The 19,495-nt window shown below is 70.8% G+C and carries 19 protein-coding genes; 9 read left to right on the forward strand and 10 right to left on the reverse strand.

Annotated features, from left to right (window positions below; translation table 11 throughout):
* Window positions 1–44 precede the first annotated feature (44 nt).
* A complete protein-coding gene (locus ACFVGW_RS09395; protein WP_385851473.1) occupies window positions 45–755 on the forward strand; it encodes a DUF6333 family protein in 711 nt (236 codons plus the stop codon).
* 248 nt (window positions 756–1,003) lie between these two features.
* The gene (locus ACFVGW_RS09400; RefSeq protein WP_385851474.1) at window positions 1,004–3,262 is read left to right on the forward strand and encodes an LAETG motif-containing sortase-dependent surface protein; all 2,259 of its coding nucleotides are present in this window, start codon (window positions 1,004–1,006) and stop codon (window positions 3,260–3,262) included.
* Window positions 3,263–3,333: 71 nt separating this feature from the next.
* Here the strand turns inward: ACFVGW_RS09400 and ACFVGW_RS09405 are convergent, their stop codons facing one another.
* A complete protein-coding gene (locus tag ACFVGW_RS09405) occupies window positions 3,334–4,038 on the reverse strand; it encodes a DUF4232 domain-containing protein (RefSeq protein WP_385851475.1) in 705 nt (234 codons plus the stop codon).
* 202 nt (window positions 4,039–4,240) lie between these two features.
* On the opposite strand from ACFVGW_RS09405, the gene ACFVGW_RS09410 reads away from it, so the two are divergent.
* The gene (locus ACFVGW_RS09410) at window positions 4,241–5,788 is read left to right on the forward strand and encodes an ATP-dependent DNA ligase (RefSeq protein WP_385851476.1); all 1,548 of its coding nucleotides are present in this window, start codon (window positions 4,241–4,243) and stop codon (window positions 5,786–5,788) included.
* A 14-nt stretch (window positions 5,789–5,802) separates the two neighbouring features.
* On the opposite strand, the gene ACFVGW_RS09415 is transcribed toward ACFVGW_RS09410, so the two are convergent.
* Window positions 5,803–6,318, reverse strand: a complete 516-nt coding sequence (locus tag ACFVGW_RS09415) for a DUF6328 family protein (protein ID WP_385851477.1) — start codon at window positions 6,316–6,318, stop codon at window positions 5,803–5,805.
* A 145-nt stretch (window positions 6,319–6,463) separates the two neighbouring features.
* Here ACFVGW_RS09415 and ACFVGW_RS09420 point away from each other — a divergent pair, with 145 nt between their 5' ends.
* The 4 genes from ACFVGW_RS09420 to ACFVGW_RS09435 all read left to right on the forward strand — a co-directional run bounded on the left by ACFVGW_RS09420 (window position 6,464) and on the right by ACFVGW_RS09435 (window position 9,334).
* Entirely contained in the window at window positions 6,464–6,874 is a 411-nt protein-coding gene (locus ACFVGW_RS09420) for a hypothetical protein (protein WP_385851478.1), read from the forward strand.
* Window positions 6,875–7,069: 195 nt separating this feature from the next.
* Window positions 7,070–7,873 (forward strand): polysaccharide deacetylase family protein, encoded by an 804-nt coding sequence (locus tag ACFVGW_RS09425; RefSeq protein WP_385851479.1) that lies wholly within the window; start codon window positions 7,070–7,072, stop codon window positions 7,871–7,873.
* Between the two features lie 394 nt (window positions 7,874–8,267).
* On the forward strand, window positions 8,268–8,969 hold the full coding sequence (locus tag ACFVGW_RS09430; protein WP_385851480.1) for a hypothetical protein: 702 nt from the start codon (window positions 8,268–8,270) through the stop codon (window positions 8,967–8,969).
* On the forward strand, window positions 8,966–9,334 hold the full coding sequence (locus ACFVGW_RS09435) for a peptidase inhibitor family I36 protein (protein WP_352192593.1): 369 nt from the start codon (window positions 8,966–8,968) through the stop codon (window positions 9,332–9,334). The genes ACFVGW_RS09430 and ACFVGW_RS09435 overlap by 4 nt, the downstream gene beginning before the upstream one ends.
* A 51-nt stretch (window positions 9,335–9,385) precedes the next feature.
* Here the strand turns inward: ACFVGW_RS09435 and ACFVGW_RS09440 are convergent, their stop codons facing one another.
* The 7 genes from ACFVGW_RS09440 to ACFVGW_RS09470 all read right to left on the reverse strand — a co-directional run bounded on the left by ACFVGW_RS09440 (window position 9,386) and on the right by ACFVGW_RS09470 (window position 15,013).
* On the reverse strand, window positions 9,386–10,573 hold the full coding sequence (locus tag ACFVGW_RS09440) for a globin domain-containing protein (RefSeq protein ID WP_385851481.1): 1,188 nt from the start codon (window positions 10,571–10,573) through the stop codon (window positions 9,386–9,388).
* A gap of 90 nt (window positions 10,574–10,663) precedes the next feature.
* Window positions 10,664–11,116: an RrF2 family transcriptional regulator gene (locus ACFVGW_RS09445; RefSeq protein ID WP_383229038.1), complete on the reverse strand. Its 453-nt coding sequence runs from the start codon at window positions 11,114–11,116 to the stop codon at window positions 10,664–10,666.
* A gap of 47 nt (window positions 11,117–11,163) precedes the next feature.
* Window positions 11,164–12,003 (reverse strand): hypothetical protein, encoded by an 840-nt coding sequence (locus ACFVGW_RS09450; protein WP_385851482.1) that lies wholly within the window; start codon window positions 12,001–12,003, stop codon window positions 11,164–11,166.
* A 95-nt stretch (window positions 12,004–12,098) separates the two neighbouring features.
* Window positions 12,099–12,494, reverse strand: a complete 396-nt coding sequence (locus ACFVGW_RS09455) for an SHOCT domain-containing protein (protein ID WP_383229040.1) — start codon at window positions 12,492–12,494, stop codon at window positions 12,099–12,101.
* A gap of 142 nt (window positions 12,495–12,636) precedes the next feature.
* Window positions 12,637–13,092 (reverse strand): peroxiredoxin, encoded by a 456-nt coding sequence (locus ACFVGW_RS09460; RefSeq protein ID WP_352192588.1) that lies wholly within the window; start codon window positions 13,090–13,092, stop codon window positions 12,637–12,639.
* Window positions 13,093–13,166: 74 nt separating this feature from the next.
* Window positions 13,167–13,757 (reverse strand): PadR family transcriptional regulator, encoded by a 591-nt coding sequence (locus ACFVGW_RS09465; RefSeq protein WP_383229041.1) that lies wholly within the window; start codon window positions 13,755–13,757, stop codon window positions 13,167–13,169.
* Window positions 13,758–13,798: 41 nt separating this feature from the next.
* Window positions 13,799–15,013 carry an FAD-dependent monooxygenase gene (locus tag ACFVGW_RS09470; protein WP_385851483.1) on the reverse strand — a complete coding sequence of 405 codons (1,215 nt, stop codon included), beginning with the start codon at window positions 15,011–15,013 and terminating at the stop codon, window positions 13,799–13,801.
* A 196-nt stretch (window positions 15,014–15,209) separates the two neighbouring features.
* Here ACFVGW_RS09470 and ACFVGW_RS09475 point away from each other — a divergent pair, with 196 nt between their 5' ends.
* Both ACFVGW_RS09475 and ACFVGW_RS09480 read left to right on the forward strand, forming a co-directional pair.
* On the forward strand, window positions 15,210–15,725 hold the full coding sequence (locus ACFVGW_RS09475) for a TetR/AcrR family transcriptional regulator (protein WP_385851714.1): 516 nt from the start codon (window positions 15,210–15,212) through the stop codon (window positions 15,723–15,725).
* 62 nt (window positions 15,726–15,787) lie between these two features.
* Entirely contained in the window at window positions 15,788–16,582 is a 795-nt protein-coding gene (locus tag ACFVGW_RS09480) for an ArsR/SmtB family transcription factor (protein ID WP_385851484.1), read from the forward strand.
* A gap of 113 nt (window positions 16,583–16,695) precedes the next feature.
* Here ACFVGW_RS09480 and ACFVGW_RS09485 read toward each other — a convergent pair whose 3' ends face one another.
* Window positions 16,696–19,194 (reverse strand): ATP-dependent Clp protease ATP-binding subunit, encoded by a 2,499-nt coding sequence (locus tag ACFVGW_RS09485; protein WP_385851485.1) that lies wholly within the window; start codon window positions 19,192–19,194, stop codon window positions 16,696–16,698.
* Window positions 19,195–19,495: the final 301 nt, after the last annotated feature.

Consider the following 19,495-nt stretch of genomic DNA (forward strand, 5'->3'; position numbering starts at 1 on the left):
CGTCTTCGCCCCCCGCGTCGCCGTCCGCACTACGGTGGATGGCTATGACCGACGACACCCACTGGGACTCGCCGCCCGACGCCTCCGTGCTCCGCGACGGCACCTACAGCCTCACCGTCATCAACGCGCCCTCGCCCCACGAGGTTCAAGCGCTCCCCGCGCACGATCCCGCACGCGCGAGGGAGGTGGTCGCGTCTCTGATCACTGTCGCCGGCGTCACCGCGGAACTGTCTCCACAGCCCGCCACGGAGCTGGTCCCGCAGGACACCCGTGCCGATCTGGAACTGGTGCGGGTCGGCTGCTGGGGCCCGGTCACCGAGATCACCGACGCGGCGCTGGCCTTCCGGGGTGGGTGCTTCCCGTTGGACGACCAGGCCGCCGCCTTTGCCCGGCGACACCCGGGGGCGGCGGTGATCGGATCGGTCCGTGTCAACTTCCCCATCCGCTACGGGGCATGGGTCTTCCTCCATCCCGACGGAACACGCCTCTGGGCCGAGGGGTGGTCGGGTGAGGGCCCGTGGAACGTGCAGGGGAGCGTCGACGGCGTCCTCGACGCCTTCCGGGCCCGGACCGCCCTCGACGCCGACTTCGACCTCGACGCGGAGCCGCAGACGATGGACTTCAGTGAGCTGGAAGACGCCGTGCTGCGCACGTTGATGCCGGTGGACCGGCGCGAGCGGGTCCTGTCGGTGTTCCGCGTCGCGCGCACGCCCGAGGCTGTCGATCACCTGGAGGAGACCTGGTTGGAAGAGTAACGATCGGGAAACATAAGGAAGTTGTCAGCAATCGATCGTCGCGTTCTGGCCTTCGCAGTTGCGATGTCCCCTAGGGTGGTCGGTCTCCAGCGTCGCAACCGTCGCCGACCTCAGGAGCCTCACGCGGCGCTGTACCGGGGCTCTCCAGGGGGACAAAGAACGTGACTGCGCAGATATGGCCCTTAGGCCGCACCCGTCGACTGTGGCCACGCACCGTGCTGGCTCTGAGCGCGGCAACCGCGATATCCGTGACCGGACTTCCCGGGCTCCCGGGCTTCCAGATCGGCGAGGCCGACGCGGCGCCCAAGCCGCAGCGCTGCGACGAGATGTACCTGGGGCACAGCTACGGCAGGACCCCGGCCAACTCCGGCCCGCCGATGACCGGTGACTACGACCCGTTCCCGACGGACGAGAACTACACGTACGTCAACCCCGCCAAGGACTTCGACGGGGTTCTCGCTCCCACCGACAAGCAGCGCGAGACGGCGGGCACGAACTACCGCAAGTGGCAGCGGCTCTGGGAGAAGAACGGCAACCCGGCCGACCGCGTCATGGAGATGTACGCCCGGTACAACGCCCAGTACAACAACTCCACCGGGTACAAGAACTGGGACGACTGGAAGCAGATACGCTGGCTCGCCCCGCACGGCAACCCGCCGCGCGGCTTCGCGTTCATGCAGCGGATGGTCAAGAAGTACAACATGATCGGCCCGGACTGGTGGTGCGAGGACACCCTCGAATACACCGACGAGAAGGGCAACAAGCAGGAACGCCGCATCGACGCACGCAACCGGGTCAAGGGCGTCAACGTCGAGGCCAAGTCCAACGGTCACATCGAGAACGACCAGTTGAAGGGCGACAAGCAGCTCGCCAAGCAGTACCCGAAGGACAAGTTCCAGTACCTGACCGGTCAGACGACCGAGAAGGGAACCAAGGAGAAGATCGACGCCTTCAACAAGGAGATGAAGGCGGACCGGAACACCAGTGCGCGGCAGGCCAACATCGTCGAGCGCCGCTCGAACGCCATCGAGCGCCCGCTGAAGCCGAACGTCTACACCGCCGCCGACCCGCGCTTCAACGCCGACCCGCTGAAGGCCGGCCGCTCCTCGATCATGGACCAGGCACTTCGCTCGGGGAAGACCCCCGCCGAAGCGCTCCGTATGCAGAAGCAGTACGAGGCCAACAACCGGGGCGGCTACTTCAACCGGGGCCCCGGCGGCATCGACTTCTCCAGCATGGAACTGAACTACGTCTCCACCCCCGCCAAGGGCAAGGGGATGCGGTACTCCATGAAGACGACGTACGTCCCCGACGCCGAGGGCAAGCCCGGCTGGGGCGGTGAGGCGCGCCTGAACCTCGCCAACGACGCGTTCTTCACCTGGCTGGCGCTGACCCCCGACAAGTTCTGGGTGAACCTCAACCCGGTGCAGCCCGACGTCATCATGGACAAGGAGTTCGCCAAGACCGACGCGGGCCGCATCCTGCTGGAGGCCGACCTCACCCTCAAGCACGACTACGCCGACGCCATGAACCCCGACAAGTACGAGCGCGGGGAGCGCTTCTGGCGCGCCGCGCCGCGTACCGCCGAGGGAGCGCCCTGCCTGCCGATCATCCGGCAGTGGATCACCCCCAAGACGGCGACGGTCCGCGAGCAGGACGGCGGCATCTACATCCTCGACGCGCCGCTGAAGGTCAACATGGAGGTGGCCAGCGGCCCCAACAAGCCGCCGAACACCTGCGACATCACCGAGGCGCAGTCCAAGCAGGCCGAAGCGCTCATCCGCAGCGAGATCCTGCCGGAGGTGGAGCGCCGCGTGAACCAGGAGGCCGGCTACGCCGACCTGCGCTACGTCTACCGCTCCCGCGTCGCCGCAGAGCACGTCCGCCGCGCGGACGCCGCCCAGCCCACCGACTTCCGCACCGTCATCAACAGCAACGACGTGAAGCGGTGGCCGCTGAGGGGCGAGAACAAGGACTGGGACAAGAAGACGGTCTACGACAAGTACGTCCACTCGTTCAAGAACGGCGACTACAAGTTCGAGCGGGTCTACGACGGCAAGGTCTGGATCCTGTCCATGGGCGGGGTCGACTTCTCCAAGTCCCCCAAGCGCAACATCACCCGGACCGAGTTCAACGTCCAGCACCGTGAGCTGGACAGGACCACCAAGACGTCTCTGCAGACCGAGACGACACACCGCGGAACCGAAGAGGTCTTCCTCGGTTCGTCCGGCGAGCGTGACGGCGGCGGCGGTCCCACGCCGACGCCCACACCGACTCCGTCGGGCACCGGCAAGCCCACCGAGCAGCCGACCACTCCGGCGCCCGGCCCCTCCACGCCCGGTGGTGACAACAGCGCACCGCCGGCGACGAAGGATCCGGACGGCGACCTCGCCGACACCGGCAGCAGCACCCCCGTCGGCATGATCGTGGGCATCGCGGCGGTCCTCGCCGTGGCCGGCGGAGCACTCCTGTGGTGGATGCGGCGTCGCAGGACGGCCGGCGAGTAGGCCGACCGAGGCATGACAGAACCCGGCGGCGGGTGGTGGGCGCGGAAGTCGCCCGCCACCCGCCGCCGGGCCTAGTCGGCGCCCGACCTGAACAGGAGATCCTCGATCGCGCCGAGATCCCGGTTCCAGTAGGTGACCCGGGGGTTGGTTCCGACGTTGAGGGCCCCCATCTCGTCGGAGGGCGAGATGTCCAGCATCGCCACATCTCCGTTGCTGTCGGGGGCGCGGTCCTGGTAGCCGATGGACAGCGCCTCCGCGGCGACCGTCTTCTCGCCGCCCCGGAAGAGGTACACCCCCGCGTACGCCTTCTCCTTCGGCCCGATCGTGGCGATCGCCCGGGGCCTGGCCCCCATCGCCTCGATCGGCCCGTCGATCTCGGCGCCGAAGCCGACGTACGGGTAGTGGTAGAGGGTGCAGGCCTTGCCGGTGATGTTGCCGGCCGTGATGAGGACGTTCTGCCCCGAGTCCTGGCGCCAGTACGACAGCGTGATCGAGAGGTCGTTGTCGTTGCAGGCCGCGGGCCTGGTGTTGCCGTCGTCGCCGGGTTCGCCCGAAGTCCGGCCCGGACTCGGCGCGGCGTCGGAGGTGCTCGGCTTCGCGGAAGGCGTGGGCGTCCCGGACGCACCCGGGGTGCGTGAGGTCGTCGGGCTCTTGCCGGTGCTCGGGCTCTTGCCGTTGTCCGTGCCCCCGGACTCGCAGGCGGTGGTCGCAAGGAGCGCGGCGACGGCCGCGACGCCGACCGCGCAGGTTCTCCAACTGTTCCGGACAGTGCTCATGGTGGCCCCCCGTGTGTCGTCCCATGGCTCGCATGGCTGGGTGATCTGTCCGGTGCATGCCCGAGGGATGGCGTGGAAGTCCCTTGGCCGGGGGACCGTTACGGACTTCGGACGTGAAGGTGACCGTTCCGTTCGCGCCGCCCACCCCTCCCGGGCCGTGTCCGACATGCGGCCCGCGCACCGGGCGGGGGAGTATGGGCCCATGCTTCTGGCACGACTCGCCGACGCGTCCCAGCAGGTCACCGCCACGTCCGCCCGCTCGCGGAAGATCGCGGTGCTGGCCGAGCTGTTCTCGGAGGCCGCGCCCGAGGAGAGCCCGCTCGTGATCGCGTACCTCTCCGGCCGGCTCCCGCAGGGGCGCATCGGCGTCGGCTGGAGCGTGCTCAAGAACGTGGTCCCACCGGCCGTACCGCACGCCGCGCACCCCGGCCTGACCCTCGCCGCCACCGACGCCGTCATGACCGAGCTGGCGGCCGTCTCCGGCGCCGGGTCGCAGTCCGAGCGTGCCCGCCTCGTGCACGAGCTGATGGCCGCCGCCACCGCGGCGGAGCAGGAGTTCCTGATCCGGCTGCTCTCCGGGGAGGTACGGCAGGGAGCCCTGGACGCCATCGCCCTCGAAGGGGTCGCGCGCGCCGCCACCGTGTCCTCGGCGGAGCTTCGCCGGGCCGTGATGCTGGAAGGCTCGCTGCCCCGCGTCGCGCAGGCCGTGCTCGCCGACGGGCCCGCCGCCCTCGAGGGCTTCGCGCTGCGGGTCGGTGTCCCCGTTCAGCCGATGCTCGCCCACACGGCCGCCTCGGTCACCGAGGCCGTCGCGGGTCTCGGACGGTGCGCGGTCGAGGAGAAACTCGACGGCATCCGGATCCAGGTGCACCGCCGCGGCGACGAGGTGAAGGTGTTCACCCGCTCCCTGGACGACATCACCGGCCGGCTGCCCGAAGTCGTCGCCGTCGCCCGGGAGACGTCCGCCGACCCGTTCATCCTGGACGGTGAGGTGATCGCCCTCGACCCCGCCACCCGTCGGCCGCTCGCCTTCCAGGACATCGCCTCCCGGGTCGGCTCCCGCGTCGACGTCGCCGCCGCCAGCGCCACGGTGCCCCTCTCTCCCGTCTTCTTCGACGTGCTCGCCGCCGACGGTGAGGTGCTCATCGACCGACCGGGCCAGGAGCGCCACGCCGCCCTGGTCCGCCTGCTGCCGGAGAACCGGCGGGTCCGCCGCTTCGTCGTCGACGACCCCGACGCGCCCGGACAGGTGGAGGCCGCCGAGCGGTTCCTCACCGACACCCTGTCCCTGGGACACGAAGGCGTCCTGGTCAAGGCCCTGGACGCGCCCTACGTGGCCGGCCGTCGTGGCCGTACCTGGCTCAAGGTCAAACCGGTGCACAGGCTCGACCTCGTCGTCCTCGCCGCCGAGTGGGGCCACGGCCGCCGCACCGGGCTGCTCTCCAACCTCCACCTCGGCGCCCGGGCCGCCGACGGGACGTTCGTGATGCTCGGCAAGACGTTCAAGGGCCTCACCGACGTGATGCTTCGCTGGCAGACCGAGAAGCTGGGCGAACTCGCCGTGGACGACGACGGCTTCACCGTACGCGTACGGCCGGAACTCGTCGTCGAGATCGCGTACGACGGCATCCAGCGCTCCACCCGCTACCCCGCCGGGGTCACCCTGCGCTTCGCCCGCGTCCTGCGGCACCGGCCGGACAAGCCCGCCTCCGAGGCCGACACCGTGGAGCGGGTCGTCGAGGGAGCCTGACCTGGCGGGCTCGCTCAGTCTCCGCTGGTGTAGCGGCGCCGCACCCAGAGCGGGAGCACGTACCAGCACAGCAGGTACCAGGCGACCAGGCCGGTGACCAGCCACGGCACGTACCCGTCGTCCGTCGCCACCCGCAGGACGAGCAACAGCGCCGAGGTCAGCGTGGCCAGCAGCAGCACGAGCCCCACGAACGTCAGCCGCGAGGCCCACACCACGGTCTGGGGCTTGATCCGCCGGCCCGCCACGATGCGGTGGAACGACACCGGGCCGATCAGCGCCCCCGTAGCCGCCGCGCCCAGTGACACCGTGACCACGTAGATGGCCCGGTCGGTGTCCGACAGGTCCGAGAACCGGGGCGCGAAGACGACGGTGAGCAGGAAGCCGAACAGGATCTGGACGCCCGTCTGGGCGACCCTGATCTCCTGCATCAGCTCGGCCCAGCGCCGGTCCGCGCTCTCCTCCTGCGTCTCGTGACGACCACGGACGAGGTCACCGCCGCCCGACTGTTCCTGGACTGGCCGAGTGGACACGGAACCTCCTGTTGTCGGCCCTCGCTTCGCGGGTAACCGCATGGGGCCCGCTTCAACCCTGGGCCGCCCGAGCCAGGGGGCGGCCGCGCCCGCCCCGGGCGCACGGGACGTCGCGGGACGCCCCGGCGCGAGGGATGCTGGAAGCGTGGCAGGACGACGAACGCCTGGCAGCGAGGAGATGAGCTACGTGTACGACCACCACATCGACACCGACGTCACCGTGCAGCTGAGCGACTGCGACCGCCAGGACGCCCAGGCGGTCTTCGACGCCCTCGACCATGTCTACCGGCTGGAGGACATGAGCGCCCCCGGCCCGAAGGCGGCCTCGGCGCCCGCCCCCACCGTCTGGATGGCGACGTTCGACACGGCCGGCGGGCGTCGGGAGGACGCCGGTCCGGTGCATCTCAGCGGACAGGTCGGCGCGCTGCTGACCGGTGGGTACCACGCGGTCGAGGAGGTCGAGAAGACGCTCGCCGCCACCTTCGCGGTGCAGTCGACGCAGTCCGTCTCCGGCGACCAGGAGACGGAGGCACGCCTCCTCCTCGCATCCCGCTGACCCGGTCGGCCCCACCGGCCCACTGACACCCCGGACGGAGCGGACGGGCGCCGTCCGGGGCACATGCATGCCCCGCACCCCCCTATGCATCGCGTGTATACACGATGTGTAGAGTGCTTCCGTATGTACGCGACGGCGCCCCTGACCAGGCGTGGTCGCCCTTCGAAGCCATCTACGGGGAAAGCGGGTTGCAGCATGTTCCGAACCGATACGGGGAAGCGCCGGGGATCGGCCGCCGCCCTTCTGGCGGCGGCCTCTCTCGTGCTCGCCCTCACCGGGTGCGGGGTCGATCCGATCACCCCGGCCGACGCCAGGGGCAAGGCGGCCGGGTCGGACGACAAGCGGGGCGGGGAGGATGCCGCGGGACCGGGCGGCTCGGCCAAGCCCGTCGACTGCGCCAAGGTCAAGTGCATAGCGCTGACCTTCGACGCCGGCCCCGGCAAGGACACGCCCCACCTCCTCGACGTGCTCAAGGAGAAGGAGGTCCCTGCGACGTTCTTCCTGCTCGGCAGGAAGCATGTCGACCGGTACCCCGAGATCGTCAAGCGCATCGCGGACGAGGGGCACGAGGTCGCGAACCATACGTGGACGCACCGCATCCTGACCGACCTGGAGGCCGGCGAGGTACGTGAGGAACTCTCCCGCACCCAGGACGCGATAGAGAAGATCACCGGAAGCCGGCCGACCCTCATGCGGCCTCCGCAGGGGCGGACCGACGGCACGGTCTCGGAGGTGAGCCGCGATCTCGGGCTGGCGCAGATCCTGTGGAGCGTCACGGCCAAGGACTACTCCACGACCGATTCGGACCTCATACGGAAGCGCGTGCTCGAAGGGGCGCAGGGGGACGGGATCATCCTGCTGCACGACATCTACGACGGCACCGTCCCCGCCGTACCGGGGATCATCGACGAGCTCAAGGAACGAGGCTTCACCTTTGTGACGGTCCCTCAGCTCCTCGCGCCCGGCAAGGCGGAGCCGGGGTCGGTCTACCGTCCGTGATGTGAGACGCACGAACGGTAAAAAAGGGGGTGAGGTGTCTCACATCGGGCACCCTGGGCGCCGCGGAACTCGTCTTGAAGGTTTATCGTTCATCAATGTGTGATGGCGAAGGGGCCCGGTCCCCAGGTCCCCCCCTTGCGGTGACCGCTCTTCGTCGTCGCGGCAATCGGCCCCGGTTGGAATCCCCCGTCCAACCGGGGCTTTGTCGTTCCTCGGCCCGTGTCCGCGGTCGGTTCCCGGGCGCGGACCGCTCGTGAGGGGCGCACACTCCGGCGCGTTCAACCCCTTCGGGTGACTCCTCGCATGCCCTTTCCGTGACCGGGCAAGATCGTCACGGGCTGTGACGAACCCGTTACTCGCCCCGCTGACCTGGGGCGTCACGAGGGGGGCCACCATGCCGGACACAAGTGCGCACATCCGCCGTGCGGTCGGCGCCCTTGCCGCCGGGCTGTTGCTCGCGGGATGCGTCACGACCGAGCCCGGACCGGCCGTTCCGCGGACTCCGCAGGCGCAGGACGCCCTGCTCAGGACCGTGGAGCGCACCCTGGTCGACCGCTGCCTGGACGCCCGCGGACTCACCCTCGCCCGGCGGCCCGACACCCCGGAGGGAGACCGGCACCTCCAGGCGGCGCTCTTCGGCACCGGTCCCCGCGAACTGTCACTCACCCTGGCCACCGGACACACCGTCACCGCCCACACCGACGGCTGCCTCGCCTCCGCCCGCCGGACCCTGTACGGAGACCAGACGCGCTGGTTCCGCGCTCAGGTGACCGTCGACAACCTGCGGGCCGAGGCCCAGAACCGGATGAAGGACGACCCCGCCCACCGGGCCGCCCTCAGGCGCTGGAACCGGTGCGCGACCCCGTCCGGCCGCCCGCGCACCGAACGACCCGACCCCGCGCTCGTCGCCCGCTGTGACAGGGAGAGCGGACTCGCCGAGGTCCGGGCGCGGCTGGAACCCGCGGAGCTGGCGAAGGTGCGCACCCTGCGAGGCGACCAGCTCACCACCTACCAGCAGCTGCGCACCCGCGCACTGCGGCGGGCAGCCGAGCTGTCCGCACCCGTCACCGCACAGGAAGGCAACGACGCTTCATGAAGCGCATCCTCACCACGGCCGTCGCCCTGCTCGCCCTCACGGGCGGACTCGCCCTGACCGCACCCGCCCAGGCGGCCGATTGTCCGAGTGGCGAGTTCTGCGCCTGGGAGAACGCCAACTTCGGCGGCCAGCGCGCCAACTGGAGCGGCGACGACGGCTGGTGGGAGAGCTGGATCGCCGACACCGACTCCTCCTGGGCCAACCACGGCATCTCGGGACCGGGCATCAAGGACCACGTCCGGGTCTACGAGAGCGCACATCAGGGCGGCGCGATGACCATCTGCCTGACTCCCGGGCAGGAGGTCGGGTACAACGGCGTCGCCAACGACCGCGGCGACTCCCACACCTGGGCGATGAGCTGCTGAGCGGTTCTCCCGCCATGACACGCTCCCGCACCTCTCCGGGTGCGGGAGCGGTCAGTTCCCGGCGCCGAGCCACAGGTCCGGGCCGAAGACCTCGTAGTGGACGGCCGAAGCGGCGACGCCGCCAGCCAGCAGGTCGCCGCGCACCTGGCGCATGAAGGGCAGCGGGCCGCACAGGTACGCCGTCACGCCGGCCGGCAGGTCGAGCGTGGTCACGTCCGCGTGGCCGCGGCGCGCGTCCGCCGCGCCCGGCTGTTCGTACCAGAGGTGCAGGGAGCCGTTCGGCAGTGCGCCGACCAGCCGGCGCAGCTCCTCGCGGTGTGCGTGGTCGGCGGGGGAGCGGTCGGCGTGCACGACCGTGACCGGACGGTGCGAGCCGGTGGCGGCGAGGTGGTCGAGCATGGCCAGCATCGGTGTGCTGCCGATTCCGGCGGAGGCGAGGAGCAGAGGCCCTTCCCCCTCGGGCAGGACGAGGTCCCCGAACGGTGCGGACACCTCGACGGTGTCGCCCACGCGCGCGTGTTCGTGGAGCCAGGTCGACACCTCACCCGCGGGGTCGCCGTCGACCCGCTTGACCGTGATCCGCCACTCAGGGCGGCCCGGTGCGGCGGAGAGGCTGTACTGGCGGATCTGGCGCGCGCCGTCGGGCAGTGCGACGCCCACGCTCACGTACTGTCCGGGCCGGAAGGATCCCGTGGGGCGTCCGTCGGTGTGACGCAGGGCGAAGGAGACCGTGTCGGCCGTCTCCCGATGCCGTCCGGCGATCTCCATGGGGTGGCGGACCCCGCCCTCCTCGACCCCCGTCTCCTCGTAGAGCCGGGACTCCAGCGCGATGAGGGCGTTGGCCATCAGCCAGTAGACCTCGTCCCAGGCCTGGGCGACCTCGGGTGTGACGGCGTCGCCGAGCACGTCGACGATGGCGGCGAAGAGGTGCTCGTGGACGACCTTGTACTGCTCGGACGTGACTCCCAGCGAGGCGTGCTTGTGGGCGATGCGGGAGAGCATGACGTCCGGCCGGGTGTGAGGGCTCTCCAGGAGCGCCCCGGCGAAGGCGGCGATCGAGCCGGCCAGCGCCCGTCGCTGATCGCCGTTGACCTGGTTCCCGCGGTTGAAGAGGTCGCGGAGCAGTTCCGGCCGGGCCGCGAACATTCCGGCGTAGAAGCGCTCGGTGATCTCGCCGAGCGCGGCCCCGACGACGGGGAGGGTGGCTCGGACGACGGGGGTGGCCTGCTCGGACAACATTGAAGCTCCTATTGTGGTAGATGATCTACGTATTTAAAACTGCGCGTTTGGACAGGGTGATCGGGGTCTTGCGGAAAGGGGTGGTGGGTGTCAGTCGTCGTGCCGGATGCCCAGCGAGACAAGCACAGGTCCCGTGGGCGACTCGACCAGGTCCGCCACGGTCAAGGGATCGAGCGATGCGTAGAACGCCTCCTGCGCATGGCGCAGCGCGCCGCGCAGCCGACAGGCCGCGCGCAGCGGGCAGGGGGTCTCGCCCTCGCATTCGACGACCTCCTCCTCGCCCTCCAGGGTCCGGACGAGCCACCCCACCGAGGCGCGTCGCCCGGTCTCCGTCAGGGTCAGGCCGCCGCCGCGCCCACGTCGCGCCTCGACGACGCCGAGGTGCTGGAGCCGTGTGACGACCTTCGCCATATGGGCGTAGGGCACGGCCATCACCTCGGCCACCTCCCGCGTGGTGACCGCGGACTCCTGGCCGGGTGTTCCGGGGACCGCCAGACGCATCACGGCACGCAGCGCCAGGTCGGTGAATTTCGTCAACCGCACACCGGGACCGTATCAAACAAGCATCTTGGATGCCGATTAGGGGTGGGTCAGTGTGAGCGGCGCGCCGAGAGGTGGCGCCAGACCCAGGTGCCGCCCACCACCAGGGGGATGACCACCAGGACGAGGGCGAGCAGAGGCCACCGCCCTCCGCCGAGCTCCCGGTCGGTGAAGAGGACCAGGATCACCGCCACCAGCGGGAGCACGATCGATGCCAGCGCCCGCAGCGAGGCCACCACCATCTCCGGCTGAAGTCGTCCCGTGCGCGGCGGAGGAGGGTCCGGAGTGCCGCAGTAGAAGACGACGGCCCGATGCAGCAGCGCGGTCGTGGCCTTGTGGTACGAGACCCCCATGTACGGCAGCCACACCAGGGGCGCCACCAGTCCGGTCACGAACACCGCGATCAGCAGCAGCCACTGCCCGATCCGGGCGAGCCTGCCCGGGCCGTCGTCGCCCGGCGTGACGATGCCGAGAAGGCGGGACATCCGCAGTGTCAGTTTCCAGAGGGACGCGATCCGGCCCGGGCGGGGCTCTGTGCCGTCGGTGGGAGCCGGGCCGGCGCGCAGCCCGGCCGCGGCGGCCGTCGTGTCCGCGTACACCCCCTGCAGGACCAGGAGTTCGGCGGCGCGCTCGGGGTCGGTGGTGTCCCGGCCGTCCAGACCCGCCAGTACGAGGATCGCCCGCGCCTGGAGCAGCAGCGCGCCGCAGAAGGCGACGGGGATGAGCAGCATGAACGGCCCGCCCACGAACGCCCCTTCGGCGGTGACCGCCCGCCGGCCGCGCGCCGCGACCAGGGCGCGCAGTTCGGCGGGCGTGGCGTCCGGATGGTCCCGGCGCAGCCGCTCCACAGCCCGCCCGGCCTGCGGGCCCATGTGCCGCAGGGCGAACATGGCGAGCAGTTCGGGCAGCCGGCCGGGTTGGGCCCATGCTTCCCGCAGCAGTCGGCGGGAGAGAACGGGAGCCGGTGGGTCCGCGCCGCCCTTCCTCAGGAGAGGACCTTGGCCTTCGCCTTCTCGAACTCCTCGTTCGTGATGGCGCCCTTGTCCTTCAGTTCGGCGAGCCGTGCCAGTTCGTCGGCGTGGCTGCCACCGCCACCCGTACCCGCCGTCTTGCGGATGTACGACTGGAATGCGGCCTCGTTCTCCTTGGCCTGTGCCACGTCCCGCTGGGTCATGCTCTTGCCGCGGGCGATCACGTAGATCAGCACACCGAGGAAGGGGAGCAGGATGCAGAAGATCAGCCACCCCGCCTTGCCCCAGCCGCTCATCTCATGGTCGCGGAAGATGTCCGTGATGACCCTGAACAGGAGGAACAGCCACATGATCCAGAGGAAGAACCAGAGCATGGTCCAGAAGAGGTTGAGTGCGGGGTAGTCGTCCATTCCTGCGCTCCGTTCCTGCGGTGGCCTGAAGTCGGCCACATATGAGCGAGTTTCGCCCACCCCCCGTCGGCCCGCATGTCGAAGGCGCCGTGGATCATGGATATTGGATCCACGATCTACGATCCAATGTCCATGACCGGGCTCAGGCCGTGCGTGCCCTCAGCGCCGCCAGGGCGCGGTCGGCGTGGGCGCTCATCCGGAGCTCGCTGCGGACGACCTCGAGGATCCGACGGTTCTCGTCGATGACGAAGGTGACCCGCTTGGTCGGCGCGAGCGAGAAGCCCCGCTTCACCCCGAACAGGTCGCGGACCGAGCCCTCGGGATCCGAGAGCAGCGGGTAGCCGAGGGAGTGGCGGTCGGCGAACTCCTGCTGTCGTTCGACGACGTCGGAGCTGATGCCGACGGGGCGCGCCCCCGCCTCCCGGAACTCGGCGGCCAGGTCGCGGAAGTGGCAGGCCTCCGCCGTGCAGCCCGCCGTCATGGCCGCCGGGTAGAAGAACAGCACGATGGGTCCGTCCGCGAGGAGATCGACCAGCGATCGGGGTGTCCCCGTCTCGTCCGGAAGAGTGAAGTCCTTGACGATGTCACCGACGTTCATCAGGCCCGCCCCTTGTCTCCGACCGGCCCGTCCGGTCGTCGACGGGTGACGCTACCGCAGGGTAGGAACGTGCGTCACCGGCGGGCCGCCGAGCCTCCGGCCCGCTGCCGCGCGGCCAGCCGCCGGTCCAGAATCGCGAGTACCTGCTCGCCCCAGCGCAGGTTCTCCTCCTCGAGGTAGCGGCCGCGCATCAGCGTGAGGTACGGCCCGATCCGCTCGGCCTCGCTCAGGTACGTGGCCTCGTCGCGGCCGGCGAGCATCCACTCCCGGAGCCTCTCCCAGCGTGCGAGCTTGCCCCGCGCCCACTCCATCCGCTCCTGGACGAAGCCGCGCACCGCCTCGGTGTCGCCCTCGTCGCAGGCCTGCACCTGGACCATCAACTCGTCCCGGATCGCGGTCGGGCGCGGCGGCTGGGCCGTGTACGCGACGAGGTCCTGCCGGCCCGCGTCGGTGAGGGAGAACATGCGCTTGTTGGGGCGCCGTTCCTGTTCCACCACACGGGCGGCGATCAGTCCCGCCTCGGAGAGCCGGTCGAGCTCGCGGTAGAGCTGCTGAGGTGTGGCGGCCCAGAAGTTGGCCACGGACACGTCGAAGATCTTGGCCAGGTCGTATCCGGACGCCTCGCCCTCCAGGAGGGCTGCGAGGACCGCGTGCTTCAGGGACATCCGGACACGCTAGCAGCCCCGTTGACCAGGTGGTTTCGCACCTATTCACCAGGTTGGGGCGTCGCGGCGGATCCCGGCAGCCACGGCGGGGTCCAGTCGGCGTGCCTCAGGATCACCCGCAGCGTGGCGCCGGACGGCGCGAGGCGCAGGGCGGCGTTCCGCAGCCGCACCGCTCCCGGCCGGGAGAGTTGCTGCCCCATGCGCCCCGCCTTGCGGGCGGCGACGCCGACGGACTGGGACCGGGGGCGCCTCTCCGCGTCGTAGGAGGCCAGCGCGCTGTCCGTGTCCGGTCCGCTCGCCAGCGCGGCGGCGAGGACGACGGCGTCCTCCAGGGCCTGGCACGCGCCCTGCCCCAGGTTCGGGGTCATCGCGTGTGCCGCGTCGCCGAGCAGGGCGACGCGGCCCACGACGAAGGACGGGAGCGGGGTGGCCAGTTCGTGGATGTCGTGGTGCAGGACGGCTTCGGGCCGTGTCGCGTCGAGCAGCCGCGGGATGGGTGCGTGCCAGCCGGCGAAGCGCCTCCGGACCTCCGCGAGCGGGTCGGCGTACCGCACTGCGGCGGGGGAATTGAGGACGGCGTGCCATTCCGCCCGCCCGTCGGTGAAGGCGATGTGCCCGAACTCGGTGCCCCGCCCCCAGGTGATCTCGAAGTCGGTGGGGAGGTCCAGCGAGCGGTGCGTGAGGGCGCGGAGCACGGTCGATCCGCTGTAGGCCGGGCCGGGATGGCCGGGGAACAGGGCTGCCCGTATACGGCTGTTGACGCCGTCGGCGGCCACGACCAGGTCGGCGTCGATCCCCGCCCCGCCTTCGGCCGCCGGAGCCTCGGCCGCCCGTGTGCGGACACGGACGCGGCCCGGCGTCGTGCGGTCCAGGGCGGTCACCTCCAGGCCGACGGCCAGGCTCCGTGGCGGCAGGGCCGCGCGCAGCAGTCGGTGGAGGGTGGCGCGCGGGATGCCGACGATGGGCGTGCCGAGAGCGCGTTCGAGGGCGGCGCCGTCCATCCGGGCGAGCCAGGACCCGTCCGGCGTGCGCGTGCCCCCGGTGTACTGACCCCGCCCGGCGGCGCGGACGGCGGCCCCGACGCCGAGGGCGTCCAAGGCGCGCACGCCGTTGGCGGCGAGCGAGATTCCGGCGCCCGCGTCGTCGAGCACGGGCGCGTGCTCCACGACCGTCACGTCCCAGCCGACGCGCCGCAGCCCGATGGCCGCGGCGAGCCCGCCGATGCCCGCGCCGACGACGACAGCGACGTTCCCCATGGCGATCAGCCTCTCTTCGCTTCTCCCGGACTCTTCTACATCTGTAGAAGAGCGTAGCGCGCACCCTCTACAGGTGTAGAAAGAGGGGGTGACTTCTGATCGCCCCGACGTGAAGCGGCCTGCCGAGAGCGGCGCCGCGTCCGACCGCCGTACCGTGCTCGCCGACACCGCGCTCGGCGTACTCGTCGACGCCGGGATGCGCGGCCTGACCCATCGCGCCGTCGACGCGGCCGCCGGGCTCCCGGCCGGTACCACCTCCGCGTACTACCGCACCCGTTCGGCTCTGCTGAGCGGACTGGTCCGGCGCCTGGTCGAGCTCGACCAGGCCGAGCTGCGCGCGGCCGGGGAACGTGTCGGTGAACTGCGCTCCGCCGCCGAACTGGCCGACGCGGTCGCAGCGCTCGTCGCCGCGCGGCTCAGCGGCGAGGGTCGCCGACGTTCCCTCGCCCGCTACGCCTGCACCGTCGAGAGCGTGCGGGACCCCGAACTCCGCGAAATCCTGGTCCCACGGGAGAACCCGGGGCGGGACGCGGTCCGCCGCTTCCTCGCCGCCCGAGGGGTGCAGGACCCCGAGGGGCGCACGCTGGCGCTGCTCGCATGCGTGGACGGGCTCGTGTTCGACCGGGTGGTGCGAGGCGGAGGAGTCTCCGCGGAGGAGGTGGAAGGCCTGGTGGTGGCGGCCCTGCGGCCCGGCGGCGCGGTCGGTCGTTGACGTGCAGCCGATCGGCTGCCTATCGTAGAGGCAGTTAAATGGCTGCATGTTGAGGTGGGGCGATGGACGAGGTGTTCAAGGCGCTGGCCGATGCCAGCCGGCGACGGCTGCTCGACAGTCTGAACGCCCGCAACGGCCAGACCCTGCGCGAACTCTGCGCGGGTCTGGACATGGCACGGCAGTCCGTCAGCAAGCATCTGGCGGTCCTTGAGGCGGCGGGGCTGGTGGTCACGGTGCGGCGCGGGCGGGAGAAGCTGCACTACCTGAACGCCGCTCCGATCCACGCCATCGGGGACCGCTGGATCAGCCGGTACGCCCGCGAGCGCGTCAGCGCGCTCGCCGACCTGAAGTCAGCATTGGAGCAGAGCCCGATGGACAGCAACGCGTTCGTCTACACCACCTACATCCGCACCACGCCCGAGGAGCTCTGGCAGGCGCTCACCGACCCGGAGTTCACCCGGCGCTACTGGGGCGTGGCCTTCGAGACGACCTGGACCGCAGGATCCCCGATGGTCTGGGACGAGGGCGGCCGGAGGACGAGCGACCCCGAGCAGGTCGTCCTCGCGGCCGACCCCGGCCGCCGCCTCTCCTACACCTGGCACACCTTCACGCCCGAGTGGGCCGAAGCGGTCGGGATCGGCGACGAGGTGTACGCGAAGCTCGCCAAGGAGCGCCGCTCGAAGGTCACCTTCGACATCGAGCCGGCCGGCGACATGGTCAAGCTCACCGTCGTCCACGACGACCTGGAGCCCGGCGGTACGATGCGCGGCATGATCGGCGAGGGGTGGCCGGCCCTGATCTCCAGCCTCAAGTCCCTCCTGGAGACGGGCGAGGAACTTCCCGAGCCGCCCCGCTGACCGTCCTGCTGACCGCTCCGCTGACCGCCCTGCGAGGTCCACCGGGTGCACGCATGGCCGCGGGGCCTGAAGAGGAGGACAACACGCTTCAGGCCCCGCGGGGTTCGAGGGCGTCAGCGCGAAGCGGCTTCCTGGTGCTGCACCTGGCACACCAGCGCGTCGTTCACGACGTCCGCCACGATCGTGTCGCCCGGGTCCGCCTCACCGCCCAGGAGCAGGTCGGCGATCCGGTTGTCCAGCTCCGTCTGGATCGTGCGGCGCAGCGGTCGCGCGCCGAACTCCGGCTGGTGCCCGTGCGCGACGAGCAGCTTCTTCGCCGCCTGGGTCACCTCAAGGTCCAGCCCCTGCGCACGGACCCGGCGCTCGCTCTGGCGCAGCAGCAGAGCGAGGACGTCCCCGAGATGCTCCTCGCCCAGACCGTGGAAGATGATCGTCTCGTCGATGCGGTTGAGGAACTCCGGCGTGAAGTGGCCCCGCAGATCCTGCTTCAGATCGTCGCGGATCTCCGAGACGTCGCCGTGGTGGGCCAGGATCCGCTGGGCGCCGATGTTGGACGTCATGATGACCACGCAGTGACGGAAGTCGACCGTCCGGCCCTGCGAGTCCGTCAGCCGGCCGTCGTCCAGGACCTGGAGCAGGGTGTTGAAGACGTCCGGATGGGCCTTCTCCACCTCGTCGAAGAGCAGGACGCTGTACGGCTGGCGGCGGACCTTCTCGGTGAGCTGGCCCGCCTCCTCATGGCCGACGTAACCGGGCGGCGCGCCGACGAGCCGGGAGACCGTGTGCTTCTCCTGGAACTCGCTCATGTCGAAGCGGACCATCCGCGTCTCGTCGCCGAACAGCAGCTCCGCCAGTGCCTTCGCCAGCTCGGTTTTGCCGACTCCGGTCGGGCCGAGAAAGAGGAACGAACCCACCGGACGGTTCGGGTCACCCATGCCCGCCCGGTTGCGCCGCACGGCCTGCGCGATCGCCGTGACGGCCTCGTCCTGACCCACCACCCGGCTGTGCAGCGCGTCCTCCAGCTTGAGGAGCTTCTCCTTCTCGCTCTGGGTCATCTGCGCCACGGGGATGCCGGTACGGCGCGACAGCACCTCCGCGATGTCGTCGGCCGTCACCTCCATCACGCCCTCGCGCCGTTCCTCGAGACCGGACAGTTCGGCCTCCAGCCGCGCGATCTCGTTCTTGTGCTCGTTCGCCTTCTCGAAGTCCTCGGCGGCGACGGCCTCGTCCTTCTCGCGGCGCAGCTTCGCCAGCCGGTCCTCCCGGTCGACCACCTCGGTCGACTTGCCCAGCGAGCGCAGCCGCACCCGGGCGCCGGTCTGGTCCATCAGATCGATCGCCTTGTCGGGCAGGAAGCGGTCGGAGACGTAGCGGTCGGAGAGCTCGGCGGCGCCCACGAGCGCCGCATCGCTGTATCGGACCTGGTGGTGGGCCTCGTAGGAGTCCCGCAGTCCCTCCAGGATCTGGACGGTCTCCTCCACCGAGGGCTCCGGGATCAGCACGGGCTGGAAGCGCCGCTCCAGGGCGGCGTCCTTCTCCACGTACCGGCGGTACTCGTCGATCGTGGTGGCGCCGACCACATGCAGCTCACCGCGGGCCAGCGCGGGCTTGAGCATGTTGCCCGCGTCCATGGCGCCCTCGCCCGCCGCGCCCGCACCGACCACGGTGTGCAGCTCGTCGATGAAGAGCACGGTCGCGTCCGCGTCGGCCTTCACCTCGTCGATGACGTTCTTCAGCCGCTCCTCGAACTGGCCGCGGTACTGGGCGCCGGCGACCAGCCCGGACAGGTCCAGGGCGACGACCCTCTTGTCCTCCAGGGTCTTCGGGACCTCGCCCGCCACGATCCGCTGGGCGAGCCCTTCCACGATCGCGGTCTTGCCCACGCCCGGCTCGCCGATCAGCACCGGGTTGTTCTTCGAGCGGCGGGAGAGGATCTCGACGGTCTGCTCGATCTCCTCGGCCCGTCCCACCACCGGGTCGAGCTTCCCCGCCCGTGCCTCCTCCGTGAGGTCCCGGCCGTACTCGTCGAGCGTGGGCGTCCTGCTCTCCGGCCGGGCCGTCGGGGCGCCGTCGGGCCGTACCGCGCGCTCGGCGGTCGAGCGCAGTCCGTCGACGTCCGTTCCGTACGCCGTCAGCGACTTGGCCGCCGCGGAGTTCGGATCGCCGAGGAGCGCGCCCAGGATGTGTTCGGGGCCGATGTACGAGACCCCCGACGCCTGGGAGCGCTCGTACGCCCTGAGCAGCACGCGCTTGGCCGACGGGGTGAGTCCGGGCTCCGCCGACGGGATGCCGCTCTCGCCGGACAGCGCGCCGGAGATCGAGGTGGCCAGCCGGTCGGGATCGGCGCCCGCCTGGGCGAGGAGGGAGCGCGCCGGGTCGACCTGGGTGCAGGCCCAGAGCAGATGCTCGGTGTCCAGGTCGGCGCTGCCGTCCTCGGAGGCGCGGACGGTGGCCCGGCCGATCAGGTCCCGCGCGGAGTCCGTCAGGAGTCTGCCGATCGGCACGCGTTGCACGGCCGGCGGAGAGGCGGCCGGCGACATGCCGAAGAAGCGGTTGAGAAGCTCGTTGAACGGATCCGATCCGCCGAGGGAACCGAAAGGGGACATGGTCATGTGGTGCCGTCCAGGTGCGTCGACGTCCGGGCAGTACTCCCTACCACTGGACCAGCCGCCGGCCGACCCCACCTGCCGAACCGTGGCCGTGAAGCACGGCGGAGGCGGGCACCCGCCGCCCCGGCTCGCGGTCCCGGAGGTTCGCGCGGAACGAGAGGCCCCGGCCCGCCCGGTCGGCCGATCGGGTGAGCCGTGCGGGCCGATGACCGGAGTGCCTCACTGTTGGGTGCGCGGTGCCGCAGGGAATCCGGGTGCCCGGCCGCCCAGGACCAGCCACCGTATCTGCGTGTCATCACTCGTC

Source organism: Streptomyces sp. NPDC127129 (assembly GCF_042671585.1).
Classification (GTDB): domain Bacteria; phylum Actinomycetota; class Actinomycetes; order Streptomycetales; family Streptomycetaceae; genus Streptomyces.

What these genes read in the sequence shown, in the direction of transcription:
- ACFVGW_RS09395 (WP_385851473.1), top strand. Translation starts at nt 45, where the DNA reads ATGACCGACGACACCCACTGGGACTCGCCGCCCGACGCCTCCGTGCTC.
- ACFVGW_RS09405 (WP_385851475.1), bottom strand. Translation starts at nt 4,038, where the DNA reads ATGAGCACTGTCCGGAACAGTTGGAGAACCTGCGCGGTCGGCGTCGCG.
- ACFVGW_RS09410 (WP_385851476.1), top strand. Translation starts at nt 4,241, where the DNA reads ATGCTTCTGGCACGACTCGCCGACGCGTCCCAGCAGGTCACCGCCACG.
- ACFVGW_RS09425 (WP_385851479.1), top strand. Translation starts at nt 7,070, where the DNA reads ATGTTCCGAACCGATACGGGGAAGCGCCGGGGATCGGCCGCCGCCCTT.
- ACFVGW_RS09430 (WP_385851480.1), top strand. Translation starts at nt 8,268, where the DNA reads ATGCCGGACACAAGTGCGCACATCCGCCGTGCGGTCGGCGCCCTTGCC.
- ACFVGW_RS09435 (WP_352192593.1), top strand. Translation starts at nt 8,966, where the DNA reads ATGAAGCGCATCCTCACCACGGCCGTCGCCCTGCTCGCCCTCACGGGC.
- ACFVGW_RS09440 (WP_385851481.1), bottom strand. Translation starts at nt 10,573, where the DNA reads ATGTTGTCCGAGCAGGCCACCCCCGTCGTCCGAGCCACCCTCCCCGTC.
- ACFVGW_RS09450 (WP_385851482.1), bottom strand. Translation starts at nt 12,003, where the DNA reads ATGTTCGCCCTGCGGCACATGGGCCCGCAGGCCGGGCGGGCTGTGGAG.
- ACFVGW_RS09455 (WP_383229040.1), bottom strand. Translation starts at nt 12,494, where the DNA reads ATGGACGACTACCCCGCACTCAACCTCTTCTGGACCATGCTCTGGTTC.
- ACFVGW_RS09460 (WP_352192588.1), bottom strand. Translation starts at nt 13,092, where the DNA reads ATGAACGTCGGTGACATCGTCAAGGACTTCACTCTTCCGGACGAGACG.
- ACFVGW_RS09465 (WP_383229041.1), bottom strand. Translation starts at nt 13,757, where the DNA reads ATGTCCCTGAAGCACGCGGTCCTCGCAGCCCTCCTGGAGGGCGAGGCG.
- ACFVGW_RS09470 (WP_385851483.1), bottom strand. Translation starts at nt 15,013, where the DNA reads ATGGGGAACGTCGCTGTCGTCGTCGGCGCGGGCATCGGCGGGCTCGCC.
- ACFVGW_RS09475 (WP_385851714.1), top strand. Translation starts at nt 15,210, where the DNA reads ATGCGCGGCCTGACCCATCGCGCCGTCGACGCGGCCGCCGGGCTCCCG.
- ACFVGW_RS09480 (WP_385851484.1), top strand. Translation starts at nt 15,788, where the DNA reads ATGGACGAGGTGTTCAAGGCGCTGGCCGATGCCAGCCGGCGACGGCTG.
- ACFVGW_RS09485 (WP_385851485.1), bottom strand. Translation starts at nt 19,194, where the DNA reads ATGACCATGTCCCCTTTCGGTTCCCTCGGCGGATCGGATCCGTTCAAC.